This is a genomic window from Grimontia sp. THUN1695, from assembly GCF_059704325.2.
Genome location: NZ_AP046577.1, coordinates 3,170,725 through 3,192,170 on the forward strand (window position 1 = coordinate 3,170,725; position 21,446 = coordinate 3,192,170).

General features: G+C 51.9%; 24 protein-coding genes. 8 read left to right on the plus strand and 16 right to left on the minus strand.

Features of this window, described 5'->3' with window-relative positions; translation table 11 throughout:
- Positions 1–35 precede the first annotated feature (35 nt).
- The 4 genes from AC6IB1_RS18015 (at position 36) to cysE (ending at position 3,146) form a co-directional block, all read left to right on the plus strand.
- Positions 36–476 carry a rhodanese-like domain-containing protein gene (locus tag AC6IB1_RS18015; RefSeq protein ID WP_497567760.1) on the plus strand — a complete coding sequence of 147 codons (441 nt, stop codon included), beginning with the start codon at positions 36–38 and terminating at the stop codon, positions 474–476.
- A gap of 99 nt (positions 477–575) precedes the next feature.
- Entirely contained in the window at positions 576–1,049 is a 474-nt protein-coding gene (gene secB, locus AC6IB1_RS18020; RefSeq protein WP_497567761.1) for a protein-export chaperone SecB, read from the plus strand.
- 18 nt (positions 1,050–1,067) lie between these two features.
- Positions 1,068–2,084, plus strand: coding sequence for an NAD(P)H-dependent glycerol-3-phosphate dehydrogenase (gpsA, locus tag AC6IB1_RS18025; RefSeq protein ID WP_497567762.1), 1,017 nt, complete (start codon positions 1,068–1,070; stop codon positions 2,082–2,084).
- A gap of 216 nt (positions 2,085–2,300) precedes the next feature.
- On the plus strand, positions 2,301–3,146 hold the full coding sequence (gene cysE / locus AC6IB1_RS18030) for a serine O-acetyltransferase (protein WP_497569173.1): 846 nt from the start codon (positions 2,301–2,303) through the stop codon (positions 3,144–3,146).
- A gap of 81 nt (positions 3,147–3,227) precedes the next feature.
- Here the strand turns inward: cysE and pfkA are convergent, their stop codons facing one another.
- The 3 genes from pfkA to AC6IB1_RS18045 all read right to left on the minus strand — a co-directional run bounded on the left by pfkA (position 3,228) and on the right by AC6IB1_RS18045 (position 5,976).
- On the minus strand, positions 3,228–4,190 hold the full coding sequence (gene pfkA, locus AC6IB1_RS18035; protein WP_005501449.1) for a 6-phosphofructokinase: 963 nt from the start codon (positions 4,188–4,190) through the stop codon (positions 3,228–3,230).
- Positions 4,191–4,449: 259 nt separating this feature from the next.
- The gene (fieF, locus tag AC6IB1_RS18040) at positions 4,450–5,346 is read right to left on the minus strand and encodes a CDF family cation-efflux transporter FieF (RefSeq protein WP_497567763.1); all 897 of its coding nucleotides are present in this window, start codon (positions 5,344–5,346) and stop codon (positions 4,450–4,452) included.
- Between the two features lie 147 nt (positions 5,347–5,493).
- Entirely contained in the window at positions 5,494–5,976 is a 483-nt protein-coding gene (locus tag AC6IB1_RS18045) for a CpxP family protein (RefSeq protein WP_497567764.1), read from the minus strand.
- A gap of 176 nt (positions 5,977–6,152) precedes the next feature.
- On the opposite strand from AC6IB1_RS18045, the gene AC6IB1_RS18050 reads away from it, so the two are divergent.
- Both AC6IB1_RS18050 and cpxA read left to right on the plus strand, forming a co-directional pair.
- Positions 6,153–6,848, plus strand: a complete 696-nt coding sequence (locus AC6IB1_RS18050) for a response regulator (RefSeq protein ID WP_497567765.1) — start codon at positions 6,153–6,155, stop codon at positions 6,846–6,848.
- The gene (cpxA, locus tag AC6IB1_RS18055; protein WP_497567766.1) at positions 6,848–8,221 is read left to right on the plus strand and encodes an envelope stress sensor histidine kinase CpxA; all 1,374 of its coding nucleotides are present in this window, start codon (positions 6,848–6,850) and stop codon (positions 8,219–8,221) included. Before AC6IB1_RS18050 ends, cpxA begins: the two co-directional genes overlap by 1 nt.
- 25 nt (positions 8,222–8,246) lie before the next feature.
- On the opposite strand, the gene AC6IB1_RS18060 is transcribed toward cpxA, so the two are convergent.
- Positions 8,247–8,711, minus strand: a complete 465-nt coding sequence (locus tag AC6IB1_RS18060; RefSeq protein ID WP_497567767.1) for a tRNA (cytidine(34)-2'-O)-methyltransferase — start codon at positions 8,709–8,711, stop codon at positions 8,247–8,249.
- 112 nt (positions 8,712–8,823) lie between these two features.
- On the minus strand, positions 8,824–9,594 hold the full coding sequence (gene tpiA / locus AC6IB1_RS18065) for a triose-phosphate isomerase (protein ID WP_497567768.1): 771 nt from the start codon (positions 9,592–9,594) through the stop codon (positions 8,824–8,826).
- A gap of 280 nt (positions 9,595–9,874) precedes the next feature.
- Here tpiA and AC6IB1_RS18070 point away from each other — a divergent pair, with 280 nt between their 5' ends.
- Positions 9,875–10,222 (plus strand): 5-carboxymethyl-2-hydroxymuconate Delta-isomerase, encoded by a 348-nt coding sequence (locus AC6IB1_RS18070; RefSeq protein ID WP_497567769.1) that lies wholly within the window; start codon positions 9,875–9,877, stop codon positions 10,220–10,222.
- 67 nt (positions 10,223–10,289) lie between these two features.
- Here AC6IB1_RS18070 and AC6IB1_RS18075 read toward each other — a convergent pair whose 3' ends face one another.
- From AC6IB1_RS18075 to glpK, 5 genes are all read right to left on the minus strand, one after another.
- The gene (locus AC6IB1_RS18075) at positions 10,290–10,628 is read right to left on the minus strand and encodes a DUF3135 domain-containing protein (RefSeq protein ID WP_497567770.1); all 339 of its coding nucleotides are present in this window, start codon (positions 10,626–10,628) and stop codon (positions 10,290–10,292) included.
- Positions 10,629–10,910: 282 nt separating this feature from the next.
- Positions 10,911–11,654, minus strand: coding sequence for a ferredoxin--NADP reductase (locus tag AC6IB1_RS18080; RefSeq protein WP_497567771.1), 744 nt, complete (start codon positions 11,652–11,654; stop codon positions 10,911–10,913).
- A gap of 38 nt (positions 11,655–11,692) precedes the next feature.
- Positions 11,693–12,310 carry a helix-turn-helix transcriptional regulator gene (locus tag AC6IB1_RS18085; RefSeq protein ID WP_497567772.1) on the minus strand — a complete coding sequence of 206 codons (618 nt, stop codon included), beginning with the start codon at positions 12,308–12,310 and terminating at the stop codon, positions 11,693–11,695.
- Positions 12,311–12,515: 205 nt separating this feature from the next.
- A complete protein-coding gene (gene glpX, locus AC6IB1_RS18090; RefSeq protein ID WP_497567773.1) occupies positions 12,516–13,523 on the minus strand; it encodes a class II fructose-bisphosphatase in 1,008 nt (335 codons plus the stop codon).
- Between the two features lie 157 nt (positions 13,524–13,680).
- The gene (glpK, locus tag AC6IB1_RS18095; RefSeq protein WP_497567774.1) at positions 13,681–15,186 is read right to left on the minus strand and encodes a glycerol kinase GlpK; all 1,506 of its coding nucleotides are present in this window, start codon (positions 15,184–15,186) and stop codon (positions 13,681–13,683) included.
- Positions 15,187–15,774: 588 nt separating this feature from the next.
- Between glpK and zapB the strand changes: the two genes are divergently transcribed.
- Entirely contained in the window at positions 15,775–16,017 is a 243-nt protein-coding gene (zapB, locus tag AC6IB1_RS18100; RefSeq protein ID WP_497567775.1) for a cell division protein ZapB, read from the plus strand.
- 57 nt (positions 16,018–16,074) lie between these two features.
- On the opposite strand, the gene rraA is transcribed toward zapB, so the two are convergent.
- The 6 genes from rraA to cytR form a co-directional block, all read right to left on the minus strand.
- Complete coding sequence (gene rraA, locus AC6IB1_RS18105; protein ID WP_497567776.1) at positions 16,075–16,560, minus strand: ribonuclease E activity regulator RraA; 486 nt, start codon at positions 16,558–16,560, stop codon at positions 16,075–16,077.
- 144 nt (positions 16,561–16,704) lie between these two features.
- Positions 16,705–17,610 (minus strand): 1,4-dihydroxy-2-naphthoate polyprenyltransferase, encoded by a 906-nt coding sequence (locus AC6IB1_RS18110; protein WP_497567777.1) that lies wholly within the window; start codon positions 17,608–17,610, stop codon positions 16,705–16,707.
- A gap of 142 nt (positions 17,611–17,752) precedes the next feature.
- Positions 17,753–19,087, minus strand: coding sequence for an ATP-dependent protease ATPase subunit HslU (gene hslU, locus AC6IB1_RS18115; RefSeq protein ID WP_497567778.1), 1,335 nt, complete (start codon positions 19,085–19,087; stop codon positions 17,753–17,755).
- A gap of 13 nt (positions 19,088–19,100) precedes the next feature.
- Complete coding sequence (hslV, locus tag AC6IB1_RS18120) at positions 19,101–19,625, minus strand: ATP-dependent protease subunit HslV (protein ID WP_497567779.1); 525 nt, start codon at positions 19,623–19,625, stop codon at positions 19,101–19,103.
- A 138-nt stretch (positions 19,626–19,763) separates the two neighbouring features.
- Positions 19,764–20,321: an SPOR domain-containing protein gene (locus tag AC6IB1_RS18125; RefSeq protein ID WP_497567780.1), complete on the minus strand. Its 558-nt coding sequence runs from the start codon at positions 20,319–20,321 to the stop codon at positions 19,764–19,766.
- A gap of 81 nt (positions 20,322–20,402) precedes the next feature.
- Complete coding sequence (cytR, locus tag AC6IB1_RS18130; RefSeq protein WP_497569174.1) at positions 20,403–21,431, minus strand: DNA-binding transcriptional regulator CytR; 1,029 nt, start codon at positions 21,429–21,431, stop codon at positions 20,403–20,405.
- Positions 21,432–21,446: the final 15 nt, after the last annotated feature.

Genomic DNA, 21,446 nt, shown 5'->3' on the forward strand with positions numbered 1-21,446 from the left:
CGTTTTTTTGTGCCGACACTTAGTAGAAGCGAGCCATGCAGCAGTTTATTGAATTTGTACAAGCCAATTTGATCTTGTCCCTGGTGTGGGTTGGTCTGGTTGTTGCGCTGATCCTGTCAGTCATCAAGCAGAAAACCGCACCGTATAAAACCATCACTCCCAGCGAAGCCACCGTGCTGGTAAACCGTGAAAATGGCGTGTTTGTCGATATTCGTAGCCGCGACGACTACCGCAGTGGCCATGTTGCGGGCGCACTTCACGTTTTGGCAAAAGACATCAAAGCCAACAATGCCGCTGAGATTGAAAAACATAAGTCTGACCCCATTATCTTGGTGTGTAAGACGGGTCAAACCGCGATTGAAAGTGCCAATGCACTGGCAAAAGCGGGCTACGAGAACGTCAATGTTCTGAAAGACGGCCTGATCTCGTGGAATGAGGCAAACCTGCCACTGGTCCGCAGCAAGAAGAAAAAATAACGGCTGGCGGCATCACGATTTTCAGGGCAGCCCACAGGGCTGCCTGACACGTTTTTAAATGCGCGAAAGCATTTGTCCAAATAACAAGGATTTATCACTATGGCTGAAGCAGCAACCAACCAACAACCGCAACAAAATTTCGCGATTCAACGCATCTTTCTGAAAGATGTCTCTTTCGAAGCGCCGAACTCTCCAGAAGTGTTTCAGCAAGAGTGGAACCCAGATGTAAACCTAGACCTGGACACCCAAAGCCGCGAGCTGGGTGAAGGCGTTTACGAAGTGGTTCTGCGTTTGACTGTCACCGTGAAAAACGGCAAAGAAAATGCTTTCCTGTGTGAGGTGCAACAAGGTGGTATCTTCACTGTCGACGGGATGGAAGCGCCGCAACTGGCACACTGCCTGGGGGCATTCTGTCCGAATATCCTGTTCCCTTACGCCCGTGAAACCATTTCTAGCCTGGTGGTGAAAGGTACATTCCCACAGTTGAACCTGGCGCCAGTTAACTTTGACGCACTGTTCATGAACTACCTGAAAAACCAACAAGCGCAAACGAAAGACAGCGCTGACGCGTAAGAAGTAAGGTTGACACTGATGACAGATATCGCGAACGCCAATGTGGCTATGACCGTATTGGGTGCAGGCTCATACGGGACGTCACTGGCTATCTCACTGGCCCGTAACGGGGCCAATGTGGTGCTGTGGGGACATGAACCTGAGCACATAGCGCAGCTCGACATTGATCGTGCAAACGAAGCGTTTCTGCCGGGTGTCACCTTTCCCGATTCCCTGATCCTGAGTGCGGATCTCGAACAGGCTATTCAGGCCAGCCGGGACATTCTGGTGGTGGTGCCCAGCCATGTTTTTGGTCAGGTATTGTCACAGGTAAAGCCTTTCCTTCGGGATGACCAGCGGGTCTGCTGGGCCACTAAGGGGCTGGAGCCAGAAACAGGCCGCTTGCTGCAAGATGTGGCACGGGAGCAACTCGGTAAAAACGTGCCGCTGGCAGTATTGTCCGGCCCAACGTTTGCAAAAGAGCTGGCAGCGGGCATGCCAACCGCGATTTCAGTCGCGTCGCCAGATGCAGAATTTCTTGCTGATCTTCAGGAGAAAATTCACTGTACCCGCACGTTCCGTGTGTATGCCAACAGTGACTTTATCGGCATCCAGCTTGGCGGTGCAGTGAAAAACGTGATTGCAATTGGCGCGGGGATGTCTGATGGCATTGGCTTTGGTGCCAACGCCCGGACAGCACTGATTACCCGTGGACTGGCTGAGCTGACACGCCTTGGCGTGGCGCTGGGCGCAGAACGTGAAACCTTTATGGGCATGGCAGGACTGGGTGATCTGGTGCTGACTTGTACCGATAACCAATCCCGCAATCGCCGTTTTGGTCTGGCGTTGGGGCAGGGTAAAGGTGTGGATGAAGCGCAGGATGACATTGGCCAGGTGGTGGAAGGCTACCGTAACACCAAGGAAGTCCGTGCGTTGGCAAAACGCACCGGCGTTGAAATGCCGATTGTTGAGCAGATTTATCAGGTGTTGTATGAGGGTAAAGATGCCCGTCAGGCAGCGCAGGATTTGCTGGCACGTCAACGCACGTCTGAATGAGTTATCCGTTCGGTCGGGTCTATAAAACGCGGGGAAGGTCTCGCGTTTTTAATTTGCGACAAACTAGGGATGGAAGGCCATTCGATCTGTTTGGCGAGGCCATTGCCTTGGGTTGTTTGGCGTTCTATGTCACACTTAGGTTAAGTTTCATCGCAACACCTCACGGATAAAGAGGTGGGCGAACGCAATGTTATGACAGAAGATATGGGTATCAGAATGCAAAGGATATGCGGTGAAGGCCGCGATAAAAAGTGCCAGCAGGAAAAAGTCTGGCAAGCCATTAAGCGGGAAGCCAAAGAACACTCTGAGCGTGAACCCATGCTCGCAAGCTTCTTCCATGCCACGATCATCAAACATGATTCACTGGGTGGTGCACTGAGTTATATTCTCGCCAACAAACTGGCAACGCCCAGCATGTCCGCGATGGCGGTGCATGAAGTGATAGAGGAAGCGTATGCCGGTGATAGGTGTATTGTGGAATCGGCAGCGTGTGATATCTGCGCCACGGTCGAGCGTGATCCCGCGGTTGAGCTCTACTCTACGCCCTTGCTGTACCTGAAAGGCTTCCATGCACTCCAGGGATTCCGTGTGGCAAACTGGTTATGGCATCAAGGCCGCCGTGAGTTGGCTGTCTACCTGCAAAACCAGATCTCTGTTGCCTGTCAGGTCGATGTGCACCCGGCAGCGACCATTGGCCGAGGCATCATGTTTGACCATGCCACTGGCATCGTCGTTGGTGAAACTGCGGTGATCGAAGATGATGTTTCTATCCTTCAGGATGTGACTCTGGGTGGTACCGGTAAAGAGTCGGGCGATCGTCACCCGAAAATCCGCTCGGGTGTCATGATTGGCGCAGGCGCGAAAATTCTCGGTAACATTGAAGTTGGGGAAGGGGCGAAAGTGGCTGCATGCTCTGTTGTGCTAATCAATGTACCGCCACATACGACGGCCGCCGGCGTACCGGCGAAAATTGTTGGTGCGCCGAGCAGTGATAAGCCGTCTTTGGATATGGATCAGAAGTTTAAATGCAGCCAGACGTTTAGCGAAGGCGACGGCATTTAATCGCCAACTGTGTTACGTACAAAAACGATATGCACAAAAAACGGAGCCTAAGTGCTCCGTTTTTTACCGCCAGTGGCTCATTTAGAACAGTTTGGCCGCGACTTCGTATAAATCTTTACGGAATGGACGGCGCATGTTGTCGATGGCATCAGCAATGTCATGATGAACCAAGTTATCATTCTGGACGCCTACACAACGGCCACCTTCACCATTGATCAGCAGTTCTACCGCATACGCACCCATACGGGACGCCAGAATACGGTCGAATGCACGTGGTTGGCCGCCGCGCTGGATATGACCGAGAATGGTAGCTCGGGTTTCACGGCCCGTTTCGGCTTCAATGTATTTTGCCAGCTCATTGGTATCGGTCATCAGCTCAGTGATAGCAATGATCGCGTGTTTCTTGCCTTTATAGATGCCTTCTTTGATCTTCGCCAGCAGGTTTTCTTTATCTAAGCCAGTTTCCGGAGTGATAAGATATTCACACCCACCAGCAATAGATGCTGCCAGGGTCAGGTCGCCACAATGGCGGCCCATCACTTCGACGATAGAGATACGCTGATGGGAAGAGGAGGTATCGCGCAGGCGGTCAATGGCTTCAACAACCGTATTCAGTGCTGTCAGGTAACCAATGGTGTAATCCGTACCTGGGATATCGTTGTCGATCGTACCCGGCAGACCGATACATGGGAAGCCCATCTCGGTCAGCTTCTTCGCGCCCATGTATGAACCGTCACCACCGATCACAACCAGAGCATCGATGCCGTGCATCTTCAGGTTCTGGATGGCTTGCTGGCGCACCTTTTCTTCTTTGAATTCAGGAAAACGCGCTGAACCCAAAAAGGTGCCGCCTTTGTTGATAATGTCTGACACGCTGGTGCGGTTCAGTTTCTCAATGCGATTCTGGTGCAGGCCTTGATAGCCATCGTAAATACCGTAAACATCCAGACCTTCGCTCAGTCCGGCACGAACAACGCCACGAATCGCTGCATTCATACCTGGGGCGTCACCGCCACTGGTCAAAACACCAATTTTACTAACCATGGTTACCCTCTGACTTTGGGAATTGAAATTTCAAATCCATATACTCTGTGTTGGCGCAGTCATCCCACCCCTGCTTTGCAGTGAAAGTCTTAGCGGGTAACGCGGGTTTGCCTCAACATTCGAGATGTGCCAGTTTAGCTTGCTGACACACCGTTTGAAACTGTAACTTTCTTACTTATGAAAGACTATTACAGTTTAGATAACATTTTTCGTTGATAAATATCAGTAACCGTTGCAAATAATAGTGCTCTTGCGTGTATTAAATTTGCTCTCGGGGAGATTTTCCTACGATTGAGACCGGATCCTGGTGAATCAGGATATCGGCGCCCGGATAGGCGACTTCTAAGCGGTCTTCCACCGCGTCTGCAATTCTGTGGGCGTCAACGAGCTTCAGGTTGTCATCAAGTTCAAGGTGAAGCTGGATAAAGCGGGTCGCTCCTGCCTGACGGGTGCGCAAGTCATGTACGCCTTCTACACCGGGAACCGTGGAAGCCAGAGTGTAAATTTTCTCCTGATCGTCGACTGGAAGCTGGCGGTCAAGCAGTGACTGTACCGCGTCATACGCCATTTTAAAGGCACTGACCAGAATAAAGATCCCAATACCGATAGCGAAAATGGCATCTGCCACCGGAAAGCCATACCAGGCCAGGCCAAGGGCAGCAATGATTGCGAGGTTCATCAATAGATCAGATTGATAATGCAGTGAGTCGGCAGCAATGGCCTGGCTGGCGGTTTTACGCACCACCCATTTTTGGAACAACACCAGTACCGCGGTAATGATTGTCGCAATACCACTGATCAGGACACCGGCTTCCGGATGGTGAAGATCTGTGGGCTTAAACAGGCGTTCAACGCCATTAAGCAACAGGAAGCAGGCTGAACCGATGATAAACGCTGACTGTGCCAAAGCGGCCAGTGATTCCGCTTTCCCATGCCCGAATTTATGCTCTTCATCGGCCGGCTGCAGGGCGTAACGCACCACCACCAGGTTGGTGACGGAGGCCAAAAGGTCGATCAAAGAATCGACCAGTGATGCCAGTAAGCTGACAGAGCCGGTATACCACCAGGTGAAAAGTTTCATGAAAAGGAGAAAGGTGGCGGTCAGGGTGGCTGCCCAAGCGGCGGCCTGAACGAGTCGGGCGTATTTTTCTGTCATAACCATCATCAACATGAATGCACTGGGGGCAGTATAACGTTTTTTTAGGGGGATTTAACGTACTGGCAGGAAAGGTAAAACCCATGCGATACAGAGAAAGCATGGGTTTTTGATGGGAGACTGGTTGCCGGAGGCGTGGCGATTCTCTTAAATATTCTTTTGTATGCACTTTTCCATACGCGCTGACATGTTCGCCATGTTCTCTTTTACCTGCGCTTTTTGTTCAGGGGTAAGGATGCTTAGCATTTGATGTTTTCTTTGCATCATTGCGACGCGTCGCTCAACTTGCTGGTCAACCATCTTTTCTGCCAGTGCGCGGACAGCCGCTTCATCAAAGTTGTCTGCCAGCATCAGTGCTTGCATTTGCTGGCGTTCAGCCATCATTTGAGCGTGGAATTCTGCCCTGTTGGCTTGCATGGCTTCCCGGTTCTGCTGGCGCAGGGCTTTCATTTCTTCTTTCTGCTCGTCTGTGAGGTCGATACCACGCAACAGGTGCTTACCCATCATGTCTTTGCCGCCATGCATTCCTGCGCCACCGTGGTGCTTGCCGCCATAGGCCATCGCAGACACTGAGCCTATCATTAAAGGCAGGGCGATAGCCGTTACTGCAATACGTTTTGAAAATTTCATGGTGTTCTCTCCGGTTAGTTGTGTCGCTCATTAGGGGCATTGTAATCAGTGGGATGTAAACCGGTGTTCTGGCAACGTAAAGCAATGTAAAGCCGGGTAAAGCCCGGACTTACACATGGAATCAGCGCGTTGAATGGCAGATACTAACGGTAATGAAACCATATCGGGCGTACACCATGGCAAACATTCTTCTTATTGATGACGACACAGAACTGACCGGCCTTCTTCAGGACCTGTTGGAGCTGGAAGGCTATCAGGTTGAAGTGGCGAATCATGGCCAGGAAGGGCTGGAAAAAATCAGTGACCAGACCGATCTGGTGTTGCTGGATGTAATGATGCCGGTGCTGAACGGGATGGAAACCCTGCGCCGTCTCCGCGATACCTGGGAGACCCCCGTATTGATGCTGACGGCCAAAGGCGAAGAGATCGACCGCGTAATGGGTCTGGAGCTGGGTGCCGATGATTACCTGCCAAAACCGTTTTCAGATCGCGAGCTTCTGGCGCGCATGCGTGCCATTTTGCGTCGCACGGCCAAACATAGCGAAGAAAAGCGCCGGGAAGAACCGCATGACAGGCTGGAGTATCAGGATATCGTTATTTACCCCGGAAAAATGGAAGTCTATTGCCAGTCACAGTTGATTGATATGACCGGCACAGAAACGGCACTGCTGGCCTACCTTATCAGGCAGCCGGGCAATGTGGTGGCGAAAGCGGATATCAGCCTCAATGTGCTGGGCAAGCGTCTGGCCCCGTTTGACCGTGCTATCGATATGCACATCTCCAATATCCGCAAAAAACTGCCGGAGCGTGAAGATGGTAAGCCACGTATTAAAACCTTGCGGGGCCGCGGCTATCTGTTGGTGGAGGCATAATGAAGCTGCCGACGATAAAAAGCCTTTACGGGCGCATCTTCGCGATTTTCTGGCTGACACTGCTGTTGGTACTGATTGCTGTGTTGTTTGCCCAGCACAGTGACCCCCGCCAGCAACATACTGTGCCGCCATCGATGAAAGCTGAATTCGCAGATCTGTCGAAAAAGATTTCGGCGCAAGTGTCCTCAATGCCGGGGACGCTCAGGCAGAAGCTTGTCCGTTTGCAGAGAATGCAACCGGAGCGCACACCAGTGAAATTCTATTTCACCACATTGGATGGCGAGCAGATGGTCAGGGGGCATCACGGCAGCAGCCGGATACTGAAAAATTTCACCTCACTGGCGGATGACCCTGATGAACCGGTGCAACGCCTGTATGGCCGCTGGATGTTGGCGGGGCCCTTCCTGATTGAAGATGGCAACGCGCAGGCACTGATGTATGTCGGCAAATTGTGGCGGGAAAAGCCGCCATTTTACGTGCAAATCCTCGATAGGCCTTTCCAGTTGTTGCTGGTTACGATGGCAGTCAGTACTCCCTTGTTGCTTTGGCTGGCATGGGCGGTTACCCGTCCGGCTCGCAGGCTGCAAGCGGCGGCCGAACGGGTCGGGGAAGGGCGTTTTGAAACAGACCCTTTACTGGAAACCGGCCCGAGGGAGTTCCATCAGGCCGGAGCGAGTTTTAACCAGATGGTGACGGCGCTGAACCAGATGATCAGTGGTCAACAGCGCCTGCTGTCAGACATTTCCCATGAGCTTCGTTCCCCGTTGACCCGTCTACGGATGGCCAATGCGCTGGCTATCCGAAAACAGGGGGAAAGCCCTGACCTCGCCCGCATCGATACTGAAGCTGAGCGGATGGAGCAGATGATTGCCGATCTACTGTCGCTGTCACGTATGCAGCTCAACAGCCATGCGGAGCGCGACGTGTTCACACTCTCAGAACTTTGGGGAACCCTGTTGCAGGACGCGGAGTTTGAAGCGCGCGAAAGCGGAAAATCTTTTGTGTATGACACGATTCCGGATGCGCGCATCGAAGGGAATGGAAACCTCCTGTGCAGCGCGTTGGAAAATGTGGTGCGCAACGCCATCAGGTACGCGGAGGCCAAGGTGACTGTGTCGTTTTCGCTGGCCGGACGCGAGTTAGCTGTCAGGGTCAGTGACGATGGGGAAGGTGTGCCTGAGGAGATGTTGAGCGATATTTTCCGGCCTTTCTATCGTGTATCGATCGCACGGGACAGGCAAAGTGGCGGCACCGGGCTTGGGCTGGCAATCACCGACAGTGCCATGCGCCAGCACAGTGGCAGTGCCAGCGCGTCGATAAATGAAAATGGTGGCCTGACAGTCTTGCTCTCATTGAAGCTGATGAATCAATAAGGCGGCGATAACCGGCTTTTGCTGTTTATAAGCCCCCTTTGAATCCCAACTGACGCCAGGCCTCATAACAAACGACAGAGACCGAATTGGCCAGGTTCAGGCTGCGGTTATTGGGTAACATCGGGACACGGATCCGGTGGTCTGGTGAAAAGGCATTCCGTATGTCGTCTGGTAATCCCGATGTTTCTGAACCGAACAGGAATACGTCACCTGCCTGATAGTTGATATCCGAATGTGGGCGGCTGCCTTTGGTGGTGCAGGCAAAGATACGGCGATCACCCATAGCGTCCAAGAATGTTTCGTAATCCGGATAACGGGTAATACTTGTCAGGTCATGGTAGTCGAGTCCGGCCCGGCGCAGTTTTTTCTCTTCGAAATCGAAGCCTAGGGGTTCAATCAAGTGAAGCTTACAGCCCGTGTTCGCTGCAAGACGAATAATGTTGCCGGTATTTGGGGCAATCTGGGGTTCATGGAGTGCAATATGAAACATGGAGGCAGACTCGCCAAATAGAAAAGTGCAGTATAGCGGGCGGCTATAGGCGGATAAAGCAGAAACAAAAAAGGAGAAGACGGGGCTTCTCCTTTTGTTTGTATGAGGAAAATTACGCTTTTGCTTGTGCGGCAGCTTTCGCAATCGCGGCAAAACTCGCTGCATCCAGCGCTGCGCCACCGACCAGGGCACCGTCGATGTCTGGCTGTGCGAAGTAGGCTGCTGCGTTTTCAGGCTTAACAGAACCGCCATACTGGATAATGACGTTCTTCGCCACGTCTTCGCTTTTCGCTGCAATGTGCGCGCGGATTTCAGCGTGGATACGCTGTGCGTCTTCTGCTGTTGCCGCTTTACCTGTGCCGATCGCCCAGATTGGCTCGTATGCGATCACTGCGCCGTTCAGTGCTTCAACACCCTGGGTGTTGATCACGGCGTCGATTTGGCGTGCACACACTGCCACGGTTTCGCCCGCTTCGTTCTGTGCTTCTGATTCACCGATACACAGTACAGGCACCAGACCGTGCGCTTTCAGGAAGGCAAATTTCTTGGCGACAAACTCGTCAGACTCTTCGTGGTACTGACGGCGCTCAGAGTGACCAATAATGATATGGGTCGCACCAAAGTCTTTCAGCATCTCCGGAGAAATATCACCGGTGAACGCGCCGCTTGCATTCACGTCAACGTTTTGAGAACCCAACAGGATTTTGCTCTCTGCCTTGTCCAGCTGCTGCTCTGCCAAATCCAGGTACATCACGGGTGGTGCGATAGCAACGTCTACACCTTCAACGCCAGCCAGTTGTGCGTCCAGGCCTTTGATCAGATCTGTTACCATGGCTTTACTGCCGTTAAGTTTCCAGTTACCCATTACCAATGGACGGCGCATAGGGAATTCCTCCGTAATCCAATTATCGATATTCAGTTGCGGAAACAATAGCAGCACCGCTGCCAGCGTTTCCTGTCCAAAATCATAAACGCCATCGTTTGTACTTGTTTTACGCGCAAATGTGAACCTTTGAGTAACAAAATTCCGTTATTAATTTTCTGACTATTGCGCATGTGAATCAGATAACGTGGTGTGATCAAGGGAGAATATTATTCTCATCAGTAACAATCGTCCGAAATACTGGGGTAAAGTGGCTCATTATCGTAACAAGGAGTGAGTTATGCCTCATATTGTCATGGAGTACAGCGACCCGGTTTCAGAGCGGGTTAGCATTGGCCAGTTGTTAGAGGGGTTGCACCAGACGGCAATTGACAGTGGTGTTTTTGGCGCCAGTGATGTGAAGTCCCGCGCTTATGCCTGTCATGACTGGTTGATTGGTGAGCAGGATGATCAGGAGAACTTTATCCACATTACCCTGTGGTTGCTCGATGGGCGGAGTGAAGAGCAGAAACGCAGTCTCAGCCATGCATTGCTGGATGTGGTGCAGCAACACGCATCAGACGTGGCGAGTTTAACCGTAGACGTGCGGGATATGGACAGGCGTTGGTACGCTAAAGTGGCGCGTTGATGCGAAGAGGCCTGCGTAAATGCGGAAGGCAAAAAGGGGCGGTAGCAGACTACCGCCAATAATGGGGTTAGCCTTCTATTGCAACCGTGGCCTGGTTGTGTTTGGGGTGCAATGTGGTGACGGTCGCGCTTCGCTCTGTCAACGCCGCAGGGTTATTCACTGCGGTTGAGAAGCGATCAAACTGGCGCATCAGTTCTTTCATCAGCAGTGTGTTAACGTGGTGAGGGTTTTTCCCCGATGCTATCACCCGGTTAATATGGCTCATCTGTGCCCGCAGTTGTGGCTGCATGTGCTTACAGGCGCTCTCAATGATCGCTTCGCTCATTTCAAGCCGCAGTGCTTCCAGCGCGTGTGGGTCGCTCTCTGCTAACGTTTTTAATTCGTCAAATGAAGGCAAGGTTTTCATGGCATGACTCCTCTGGCTGCGCATGACTTGCCTTTGACTATACGGTTAAAAAACAAGCGCTCAATTGCGTAAATGCCTCAATAATGAGACGGTGAATGTTAGCCACTGAGGTGTGTTTTGGCTTTGATACAGGTAATTGTTTGATTGTGGCCTAAAACACGGCATACGGTATTTGGGAGTCTCAATGATAAGAATTGCGGTGAAAGTGTTTGGTGTTTTGTTTGTTGAGGGAAAAACCGTGCACTTTTCCCTCTTGAGGCAACAGGCCCGGCCCGCAAAAGGTTACCAATATTGCTCGGTAGTGATGTTACCGGGTTTACGACGAAGGTTTTTCTCCAGCCCTTTGTTGAGCAAAATGGCACGGACATCCTTGACCATCTGAGGGTTACCACACAGCATGACCTGGCTTTTCTCTGCGGTCAGTTTGAGTCCCACCACACGTTCCAACAATCCGTCTTCCAGTGCATGGGTTATGCGTCCTGAAAGTGCGCCAGCTTTAGGCTCCCGGCTGACAAAAGGTTGCACGATGATTTGATCGCTGCGTTTTTGTTTTAGCCCGTTAATTTCGGCCTGGTAGCTCAGATCCGCGGAGAAACGGACAGCATGAACCAGTACCACTTTGCGAAAGCGTTGCCAGACCTCGTCCTGCTGCAGAATCGACAGGAAGGGACCAATTGCCGTGCCGGTGGACAGCATCCACAGATCTTCGCCTTTCGGGATTTCATCAAGAGTAAAAAACCCACTGGCCTCTTTGGTGATAAGAGCCGTTTCACCGGCTTCCAGGGCATGCAGTCGGGGTGATAATAAACCATCAGCAACCCGGGTCGCATAGATTTCGAGGTATTTGCTGTTGGGAGGATTGACGAAAGAATAGGCGCGTTGAATGATTTTTCCGTCGATTTCCAAGCCAAGCTTGGTGAATTGCCCGGCAATAAAGGGATCAACGTCGGCGTCGAGGACGAGGCTGAACAGATCTTTATTCCAGCGACGGTTTTCAATAACTTTCGCTTTGATCCAGGTGGCCATACATCCTCCTCATGCAATCCATAATGTGTGTGCAGTGACTATCGTGATTGAACCCTGTAAATGCAACGGCGTTGTCCTTCGATAATGTGTTCTTCCCGCGTGATCTGATAGTTATCGCCTAAAACGGTATGGAAAATATTTTTCTCTGATTCACACAACATCGGGCAGCGCTTGGCGGCCTGGCAGATAGGGCAGTGATTTTCGATCAGCAGGAAGCCGTTATCCACTTCCTGTAGCTCAGCCATATAACCTTCACTCTCTCTAAGATACGCCAAGGTTTCAAGTTTAGCCTTCAAATTATGGCAATCTTTGATCGCATCACGGTAATGCTGTAATGTTTTTTCCTCGCGCTGGGCAATGACTTTTTTGAGCCCCGCTTCGCCAAACAACGATTCTACCGAATCAATCACAGAGACTGCCAGATCACCATGGCTGTCTGCAAAACGGCGGTGACCTTCTGCGGTCAGTGACCAATGACGGGTTGGACGGCCGACTTTGACGCGAATATCGCTGAAATTCACCAAGCCTTCATCTTCCATGGTTTGCAAATGTTGGCGGATCCCCATGGTGGTCAGGCCCATCTCGTCCGCAAGCACACGTGCGCTGACCGCGCCTTCACGTTTTATCTTGTGCAGGATTTTATCGACTGTTTTCATTGCGTCTTTGTCACGGTTCCAGATGTGTCATTATGTGTGGATGTGGCTAAATAAAGCAATGTCTTTACTTATTTAATGGTGACTCGCACCGTCCTTTTACGCTTTGCTGCGTTCATGGGAAGACAGGTCCTGGAATGGCGATGAAAAAGATATGGGAACAAAAAAGCACGCCGGGACGTGCTTTTACCCATTTTATGGTGTGGGATCAGAGGATATTTGCCTTCACCGCATCGTCTTTACGATCCAGATAATGGGTCGATTTAATGCGGCGGATAGTGCGGCATTTCCCTCGGACAAGCAAGGTTTCGGTGGTGGCGATATTGCCTTTGCGGGTAATGCCTTCCAGCAGATCGCCTTTGGTGATGCCGGTGGCGGAGAAAATCACGTTGTCGCTGCTGGCCATGTCTTCCATTTTCAGGCGCACGTGGGTGTCGATGCCCATTTCCTTGCAGCGTGCGATTTCCTGCTCGCCCAGACGGCGGTTTTCAGCGTTGTCTTCTTTTACTTCATGACGGGGCAGCAGACGGCCATTCATGTCACCACCCAGTGCACGGATCACGGCGGCAGATACCACCCCTTCCGGTGCGCCGCCGATGCCATACATCACATCGACTTCGCTGTCTGGCATACAGGTCAGGATGGAGGCCGCCACGTCGCCGTCAGGGATCGCAAACACCTTGATACCCATCTGCTGCATTTCACGGATGGTTGCTTCATGGCGGGGTTTTGCCAGCGTAGTTACCACCAGCTCGTTGAGCGTTTTGCCCAGCGCCTTGGCGATGTTGATCAGGTTGTCGCGAAGTGGCAGCTCGATATTGATAACCCCTTTGGCTTCTGGGCCTACCACCAGTTTCTCCATGTACATGTCTGGGGCCTTAAGAAACGTGCCTTTCTCACCGGCAGCCAGTACGGCCAGCGCGTTGGACTGGCCCATGGCAGTCATGCGGGTTCCCTCAATTGGATCAACCGCTATATCGACAGCATCGCCGCCTAAGCCCACTTTTTCGCCAATGTAGAGCATCGGCGCTTCATCGATTTCGCCTTCACCAATCACAATTTCACCGTCAATCTCGGTGTTGTTCAGTAAAACGCGCATTACCTCAACCGCAGCACCGTCAGCTGCGTTTTTATCACCGCGGCCCAGCCACTTGTAACCTGCCAGTGCTGCGCCTTCTGTGACGCGTGAAAAAGCCATCGCCAAATCGCGTTTCATTCTAACTCCAGAGAACTTGATACATGAATGTGGGAGAGTGTTACCGGGGAAGACGCCGACAACAAAAAACTCGGCGCGGATTCTACCATAAGCAAAAGGAAACGTTTGCGTTTTTAAGGCAAGTTACGCCTTTCAGGGAGAAAGGCGTAACTTGCGGTTAAGGTTGCTCCCAGCCTTTGGCACATTCAATGGCGCGTTGCCAACCCCGGTGACGGCGTTCGCGTTTGCCGTCGTCTTCGCACGGGGTGAAAACCCGGTCAATTTGTGCTTTGTTTTTCAGCTCATCAATTGAACCCCAAAAGCCAACGGCAAGACCCGCGAGATAGGCGGCGCCCAGCGCGGTGACTTCGGTGACGGTTGGTCGTTGAACTTCGGTGTTCAGCACATCTGACTGGAACTGCATCAGGAAATTGTTAGCCACGGCTCCGCCATCGACTTTGAGGAAATCGAGCCTGATCCCGGAGTCGGCCTCCATGGCAGTCAGTACATCCAGTGACTGGTAGGCAATACTTTCTAGGGTGGCACGGATTATATGGTTGGCATTCACACCACGGGTAATACCGACGATGGTGCCGCGTGCATACGGATCCCAGTGCGGGGCGCCAAGCCCGGTAAATGCCGGAACCACATACACCCCATTACTGGTGTCAACCTTGGTGGCAAAGTATTCTGAGTCTTTGGCATCGGTCAATAGCTTCATTTCGTCGCGCAACCATTGGATGGATGCGCCGCCCATAAAGACAGCGCCTTCCAACGCATAAACAACATCGCCCGTTGGGCCGCAGGCAAGGGTCGTTAACAGGCCATTTTTTGAGGTGACTTTCTCTTTGCCGGTATTCATCAACAAAAAGCAGCCGGTGCCATAGGTGTTTTTGGCTTGCCCTGCTTCCACGCACATCTGGCCAAACAGTGCCGCTTGCTGATCGCCTGCAATTCCGGCGATCGGCACCCGGGTGCCGCCTTTGCCACCCAGATTAGCCTTACCGTAAACCTCTGATGATGATTTCACTTCCGGCATCATCGACGATGGAATACCCAGTGCTTTAAGCAGGGTTTCGTCCCACTCAAGGGTATTGATGTTAAACAGCATGGTGCGGCTGGCGTTGGTGTAATCAGTGACATGAACGCGTCCTTGGGTCATTTTCCAAATCAACCAGGTATCGACGGTACCGAACAGCAGATCCCCTTGTTGTGCCAGTTCATGGGCTCCGTCGACGTGATCCAGAATCCATTTGATTTTGGTGCCGGAGAAATAGGGGTCGACCACTAGCCCTGTGTTCTCACGGATGTAATCTTCCATTCCATCGGATTTGAGCTGTTCGCAAATTGGGGCGGTACGGCGGCATTGCCAGACGATGGCATTGTAAATGGGTTTGCCGGTATGGCGGTTCCAGACAATGGTGGTTTCACGTTGGTTGGTGATGCCGATAGCGGCAATTTCGTCAGAGCGAATGCCGGCTTTCCCCATGGCTTCTACCAGCGTTGCAGTCTGGGTGGCATAAATTTCCAGCGGATCGTGTTCTACCCAGCCGGTTTGTGGATAGATCTGGGCAAACTCGCGTTGGGCGACCGTAACAATATTGGCATCGTGGTCAAGGATCACGGCGCGTGAGCTGGTGGTTCCCTGATCCAGGGCGACAATATACGTTGGCTCGGTGCTCATGGGCTCTCCTTGCGGTTTATTGAAAGCTTAGCGTTATCTGCCCTGATACATCAGGTAACAGGATACCTTTGCCAAGGCAATCAGGGGGTGGTATCGCCACTTTATCGGTGAAACCATTTTCGGAAAGCCATTAAGGAGTAAAATGTGCGTTCGCTCATTATTTGTTCTTTTTTGAGTGATTTCGAGCATTTGATCCTTGATGTTGAGAAAGGGGTAAAAACCCAAAAGAAAAGGCGGGTTGTTCACTGTCAGCCCGGCTGAATTTGGCAAGTCTTGGAATACTCCAAGGAAGATACGACTTTTGCCAACTTATTACGGTGATATTGAATAGATATTTCTTAATACTGCATTTTTAGTCGTATTGGTGCGTATTGAGGCAAAGTCTCCTTCAATAAGGTCTCTGAGGGAGCGTTGGGTTTGATGCTTTTTTGTTCGCTTGTGACTGAAATAGGAAATCCAAAGGTGCGACATTGGTCAGGCACAGTTAGAATAGCTGCTGGGGCGCTCAAGGGCAGAAGCCAGAGATGGCAAGCCTTGGCGAGAAAATTGCGCAATGCGCTTATAAGTTGGAACACATAGGTGGCCTTGATGTCATTGGAAATTTTAGAGCAGCTTGAAGCCAAAGTTCAGATGGCAGTAGACACAATTTCGTTGCTGCAAATGGAAATCGAAGAACTGAAAGAGAAAAACGAAACATTGGGCCGTGAAGCGGAGGCTATCCGTGAAAGCCGTGAAGCATTAGAGCAGGAAAATGCGCGGCTGAAGGCTGATCAGGAAGCATGGCAACAACGCATTCGCAACCTGCTCGGTAAGATTGAAGAAGTCGAGTAAGCCCAAACAAAAACAGAGCCAATTGGCTCTGTTTTTCTCTCTGCGTTTGACGCAGGATTATTCGATATCAATCGGTTCCGGCGACAGGATAACGCCCGTGGTATCGGCATACAAGTGATCTTCTGGCAGGAATGTTACCCCACCAAAATTGACTGGCACATCTACCTCACCCATGCCCTGAGTGTCTGCACCGACAGGAATCGATGCCAATGCCTGGATACCGATATCCAGTTCGTCAATGGCATCAACATCGCGCACACAACCGTACACCACGATGCCTTCCCAATTGTTCTCAGCTGCCAGTGTGGCAATGTCAGCATCAATCAGTGCACGGCGCAGCGATCCACCGCCGTCGACCAGCATCACCCGGCCTTGCCCATCCTGTTCGGCCACTTCACGAATCAGTCCATTGTCTTCAAAGCATTTGATGGTCGTCACCTGACCGCCGAACGAGCTACGACCGCCGTAGGAGCTCATCATAGGCTCAAGAACATCAACCTGATCCAGGTACATGTCACACAGTTCAGAGGTATTGTATTCCATAATCAGACTTCTCTTTGGCAATTAGTGGCCGAATCGTTGTGGCGCTGGCTCAAGCCTTGCGCCACCCTAAGCAAAAAAGTATACGACAAGCCGGGGGTTTGCAATGACTGACGGCACAAATCCTCTGGCCGCCAATCCCGTGTATTAATGTAGTAGGATGCCTGCTGCAAATAATGCGTTGGTCAGCAGCGCGACCTGTACCATGTCTCCCATCATCGGACGCAGGCTCTCTCCATCCGGCGATGTCATGACGGCATAACCATGTTTGATGGCCAGTGGCAGGACCAATATAAACAGCCAGCCTTGCCATCCTACAGGTTGTATCAGGGCAAACAGGGCGAAGCAGATAAAGGCAGTTGCAAGCAAAATCTGGTGATAGGTGCGCCCCCATTTCGGCCCCATGCGTACCACCAGGGTATGTTTGCCACAGGTTCGGTCATTGTCGATATCACGCAGGTTATTAATGTTCAGCACACCGACGGCCAGCAGGCCGCATGCGGTGGCCGGCAACAAGACGATAGTATTCAGCGTTCCTGCCTGTAAATAGTAGGTGCCGGCCACACCCAGCCAGCCAAAAAAAATCAATACTGATAGATCGCCAAGCCCTTTATAGCCATAGGGTTTGTTGCCCACGGTGTAACAGATGGCGGCTACGATGGCCAAGGCGCCAAGGCCAACAAAGCTCAGGATATCAGTGGCGTTGTCGAAAGCGGTTAATATCAGGGTCGCCCCAACAGTGACGGTCAGTATCACATTGACAGCCATAGCTTTTTCCATGGTCTGCGGTGTGATCAGGCCTTGTTGGATGGCGCGTTTGGGACCAAGCCGGACTTCGTTATCGGTGCCTTTTAGTGCGTCACCGTAGTCATTGGCAAGGTTGGACAGGATTTGCAGCAAGAGTGCTGTTACTAGGGCCAATGCCGTCAGGGTAAAGGAAAACTGTGCAGTTTGCGCTGCAACGGCACTGCCACACAAAATACAGGCAATGGCCAGTGGCAAGGTTTTGGGACGTGCGGCATCGAGCCAGGTTTTGAGAGTAGATGAGGACATAGCCTTGGCATTGAATGAGTTAACGCAGAGAGCATTATTGGTGTTTTTTCGGTGGGGGGCAATAACAATCCCCACACTGGGAAATATCTGCCATAAGAAAGGGCAGCGATGCACTGCCCTCGGTGAGATTTTTGCCGGAAGTTTACAGGATAAAGCGGCTCAGATCTTCGTCGTCAACCAACTCTTCCAGACAATTGCGTACATACTCGGCGTCGATTTCGAAAGACTCACCACCGCGTTCGCTGGCGCTGAAAGAAATTTCATCAACCAGACGCTCCATCACGGTGTGCAGACGTCGGGCACCGATGTTTTCGGTTTTCTCATTCACACGCCAGGCAGCATTGGCAATCTCTTCAATACCGTCTTCGGTAAAGGTCAGGTTGACATTTTCGGTGCCCATCAGCGCTATGTATTGCTCGGTCAGTGACGCATTCGGCTCGGTCAGGATACGTTTGAAGTCAGACGCAGACAGGGCTTCCAGTTCAACGCGGATTGGCAGACGGCCCTGCAATTCAGGGATCAGATCTGATGGTGACGCCACCTGGAATGCACCCGAGGCGATAAACAGGATATGGTCGGTTTTTACCATACCGTGCTTGGTAGACACTGTGCTGCCTTCGACCAGCGGCAACAGGTCGCGTTGTACACCTTCACGTGACACATCCGGGCCTGAGCTTTCACCACGTTTACAGATTTTGTCGATTTCATCGATGAACACGATGCCGTTGTTTTCCACCGCAGCAATGGCTTGCTCTTTCAGCTCTTCGTGGTTGACGAGCTTGGCCGCTTCTTCTTCAGTGGCTGCTTTCAGGGCATCTTTCAGCTTCATTTTGCGCTTTTTCGATGTGGTGCCACCACCGAGATTCTGGAACATGCTCTGCAGCTGGCTGGTCATTTCTTCCATGCCAGGCGGTGCCATGATCTCCATGCTCATTTGTGGTGCCGCCAGGTTAATCTCGATTTCTTTATCGTCGAGTTTGCCTTCACGGATTTTCTTACGGAAGCTCTGGCGGGTCGCAGAGTCAGCTTTGGGCTCATCAGACTGGCCCCAGGCATCACGTGGCGGCGGCAGCAGAACATCCAGAATACGCTCTTCTGCCAGCTCTTCAGCGCGGAATTTCACTTTTTCCATCGCCTGCTGGTGGGTCATTTTAATCGCCACGTCTGTCAGATCGCGGATGATGCTTTCCACTTCTTTACCGACATAGCCGACTTCGGTGAATTTGGTGGCTTCGACTTTGATAAATGGCGCATTCGCCAGCTTGGCCAGGCGGCGGGCAATTTCGGTTTTACCCACACCGGTAGGTCCAATCATCAGAATGTTTTTCGGGGTGACTTCTGCACGCAGCTCTTCATTGAGCTGCATACGGCGCCAGCGGTTACGCAGTGCAATCGCCACCGCGCGTTTGGCTTTGTTTTGACCGATAATGTGTCGGTCCAGTTCGGATACGATTTCGCGTGGGGTCATTTCAGACATGCTGGATCCTGCTTTAATAATCGAGTTCTTCAATGGTGTGGTGCTGGTTGGTGAAGACACAGATGTCACCAGCAATGGTCAGGGATTTTTCAGCAATCTCCCGGGCATCCAATTCGGTATTTTCAAGCAGTGCGATTGCTGCCGCCTGGGCAAAGTTACCACCAGAGCCGATGGCAATCAGGTCGTGTTCCGGCTGTACCACGTCACCGTTACCTGTGATGATCAGTGAGGCGGTTTCATCGGCGACCGCCAGCAAGGCTTCCAAGCGGCGCAGTGCGCGGTCAGTCCGCCAGTCTTTGGCAAGTTCAACTGCTGCTTTTGTCAGGTGACCCTGATGCATTTCCAGTTTGCGTTCAAAACGCTCGAACAGTGTGAACGCGTCTGCTGTGCCACCGGCAAAGCCTGCCAGTACCTTGTTGTTATACAGACGGCGGACTTTACGGGCATTGCCTTTCATGATGGTATTACCCAGTGACACCTGGCCATCGCCGGCGATCACTACTTTGCCGTTGCGGCGAACAGAAACGATAGTTGTCACGGAAGAACCTCTACTTTTCTTTCTGGTTATTACCAGTATGGGTTGTTACAGCAAAGGTGGGGACGAGAGACAATAAATTCAAGGGCAAAGCATCGCGTTGCCCTTCAAGTGTTCAAAATCAGTTCAGTGTCAAAATCATCAGTCCCAGTACCAGATAGCGCAAGGTTCAATCCCCGCACGGCGCAGCAGATTGCGGTCTCGCTCAGCATCCCGTTTCATGGGATAAGGCCCCAACACCACACGGTACCATAGCCCTTTTTCACCTTGACTGGTTTTAATGTGGCTTTGCAGGCCCTGAAAGGCAATTAAGGCTTTACGCTCGTCAGCCTGACTGGCACTGCGGTAGGCGCCGCATTGCATAAGGTATGGGCGGCTGGGCTGTTCAGGTTCATTGGCTTCTACCTTCACTTCCTTGTTTTCCAGCTCTTCGATGTAGCTCCACTTTTCCTCAGGTTTCGGTGGTATCACTTCTCCGTCTTTTGGCTGGGGTTTGGTTGCCGGCCGGGTTTCCACGACGGGTTGGGCAGGTGGCTCGCTGGTAGAGAGGTAGTAGAGACCATAACCAAAGCCCACGACCAGAAACAGCGCGACGAACGCCCATTTCAACGGGAATACCGGCTTGGGTGGTTGTTTTTTGGTATTTCGGGTCGGTTTCCGTGGCGCTTTGCCACGTTTGACGTAATCTCTGGTTGCCACTGATTCTGGTATCTTTTCTGCTCAATGAAGGCTATATGGTACTGGCTTGCGAAGACACACGCCAGTACCTGTCAGGCTTGATTAGCGTGAAGGGGGGGCCACACTCTCGCGGATCACCAGTTGTGTGTCAAGCAGGCGTGAACCGGCTTGCACATCACTGCCTTTCAGGATCTTCAACAGCATTAGCATTGCCTGACGGCCAATGTCATAGCGTGGTTGGGACACTGTGGTCAGTGCCGGGTCGCAATACTCGGCAAACTGGATATCGTCAAAGCCAACGATGGAAATGTCATGCGGCACGCGAAAACCCAGCCGTTTTGCCTGCTGCATGGCGCCAATTGCCATTACATCGGAGTGACAAAACACGGCGGTTGGTGGGGTCGGCAGCGACAGCAGGGTGGTCATGGCGCGGGCGCCGGCAGCGAAAGTAAAGTCGCCAGTCACAGTATATGCCGGGTTAATGGTTATTCCGCCGCGGCGCAGTGCTTGCTGGTAGCCCTGTATACGGAATTGGGTTAATGCGGCATCTGGGTTTCCGGTGATCTGTGCAATCTGCTTATGGCCAACTTGGGCCAGATAGTTCACGGCTTCAAATGCCGCGGTCAGGTTATCAATGTGAACGGTTGGCAGTTCCAGTTCGGGGGCATATTCACAGGCCATGACCAAAGGGGGCAGGTTCTTTTGTTCGGGTTTGCTGACGTCAAAAGGGAGATCAGTACCTAAAAGGAGCATGCCGTCAGCTTGCTTGGTGAAAACCAGGCTCACAAAAGAACTTTCACGGCTTTCCTGTTGCCCACTGTCACCCAGCAGTACAAGGTACCCGTTTTCCATTGCTGCTTCTTCGATACCGCGAATGATTTCTGTGAAATAGGGATCGCAGATATCAGGCACAATAGCGACGATGGTTTTTGATTCATTACGACGTAAGTTTCTTGCCAGCGAGTTGGGGCTGTAGCCCGCTTCCATAACCGCTTGCTCAACTTTTTTGCGTGTAGATGCCGAGACTTTTTCCGGATTCATCAGTGCGCGGGATACCGTCGCGGTTGAGACGCCGGCCAGATGGGCAACATCCTTCATTGTCGCCATAGTGTCATTCCTCTTTCTCGTTATGATTGGCGATGCTTC

Bases quoted from the DNA above. Each gene is read 5' to 3' on its own strand.
- AC6IB1_RS18015 (WP_497567760.1), top strand. From the start codon at position 36: ATGCAGCAGTTTATTGAATTTGTACAAGCCAATTTGATCTTGTCCCTG.
- secB (WP_497567761.1), top strand. From the start codon at position 576: ATGGCTGAAGCAGCAACCAACCAACAACCGCAACAAAATTTCGCGATT.
- gpsA (WP_497567762.1), top strand. From the start codon at position 1,068: ATGACAGATATCGCGAACGCCAATGTGGCTATGACCGTATTGGGTGCA.
- cysE (WP_497569173.1), top strand. From the start codon at position 2,301: ATGCAAAGGATATGCGGTGAAGGCCGCGATAAAAAGTGCCAGCAGGAA.
- pfkA (WP_005501449.1), bottom strand. From the start codon at position 4,190: ATGGTTAGTAAAATTGGTGTTTTGACCAGTGGCGGTGACGCCCCAGGT.
- fieF (WP_497567763.1), bottom strand. From the start codon at position 5,346: ATGACAGAAAAATACGCCCGACTCGTTCAGGCCGCCGCTTGGGCAGCC.
- AC6IB1_RS18045 (WP_497567764.1), bottom strand. From the start codon at position 5,976: ATGAAATTTTCAAAACGTATTGCAGTAACGGCTATCGCCCTGCCTTTA.
- AC6IB1_RS18050 (WP_497567765.1), top strand. From the start codon at position 6,153: ATGGCAAACATTCTTCTTATTGATGACGACACAGAACTGACCGGCCTT.
- cpxA (WP_497567766.1), top strand. From the start codon at position 6,848: ATGAAGCTGCCGACGATAAAAAGCCTTTACGGGCGCATCTTCGCGATT.
- AC6IB1_RS18060 (WP_497567767.1), bottom strand. From the start codon at position 8,711: ATGTTTCATATTGCACTCCATGAACCCCAGATTGCCCCAAATACCGGC.
- tpiA (WP_497567768.1), bottom strand. From the start codon at position 9,594: ATGCGCCGTCCATTGGTAATGGGTAACTGGAAACTTAACGGCAGTAAA.
- AC6IB1_RS18070 (WP_497567769.1), top strand. From the start codon at position 9,875: ATGCCTCATATTGTCATGGAGTACAGCGACCCGGTTTCAGAGCGGGTT.
- AC6IB1_RS18075 (WP_497567770.1), bottom strand. From the start codon at position 10,628: ATGAAAACCTTGCCTTCATTTGACGAATTAAAAACGTTAGCAGAGAGC.
- AC6IB1_RS18080 (WP_497567771.1), bottom strand. From the start codon at position 11,654: ATGGCCACCTGGATCAAAGCGAAAGTTATTGAAAACCGTCGCTGGAAT.
- AC6IB1_RS18085 (WP_497567772.1), bottom strand. From the start codon at position 12,310: ATGAAAACAGTCGATAAAATCCTGCACAAGATAAAACGTGAAGGCGCG.
- glpX (WP_497567773.1), bottom strand. From the start codon at position 13,523: ATGAAACGCGATTTGGCGATGGCTTTTTCACGCGTCACAGAAGGCGCA.
- glpK (WP_497567774.1), bottom strand. From the start codon at position 15,186: ATGAGCACCGAGCCAACGTATATTGTCGCCCTGGATCAGGGAACCACC.
- zapB (WP_497567775.1), top strand. From the start codon at position 15,775: ATGTCATTGGAAATTTTAGAGCAGCTTGAAGCCAAAGTTCAGATGGCA.
- rraA (WP_497567776.1), bottom strand. From the start codon at position 16,560: ATGGAATACAATACCTCTGAACTGTGTGACATGTACCTGGATCAGGTT.
- AC6IB1_RS18110 (WP_497567777.1), bottom strand. From the start codon at position 17,610: ATGTCCTCATCTACTCTCAAAACCTGGCTCGATGCCGCACGTCCCAAA.
- hslU (WP_497567778.1), bottom strand. From the start codon at position 19,087: ATGTCTGAAATGACCCCACGCGAAATCGTATCCGAACTGGACCGACAC.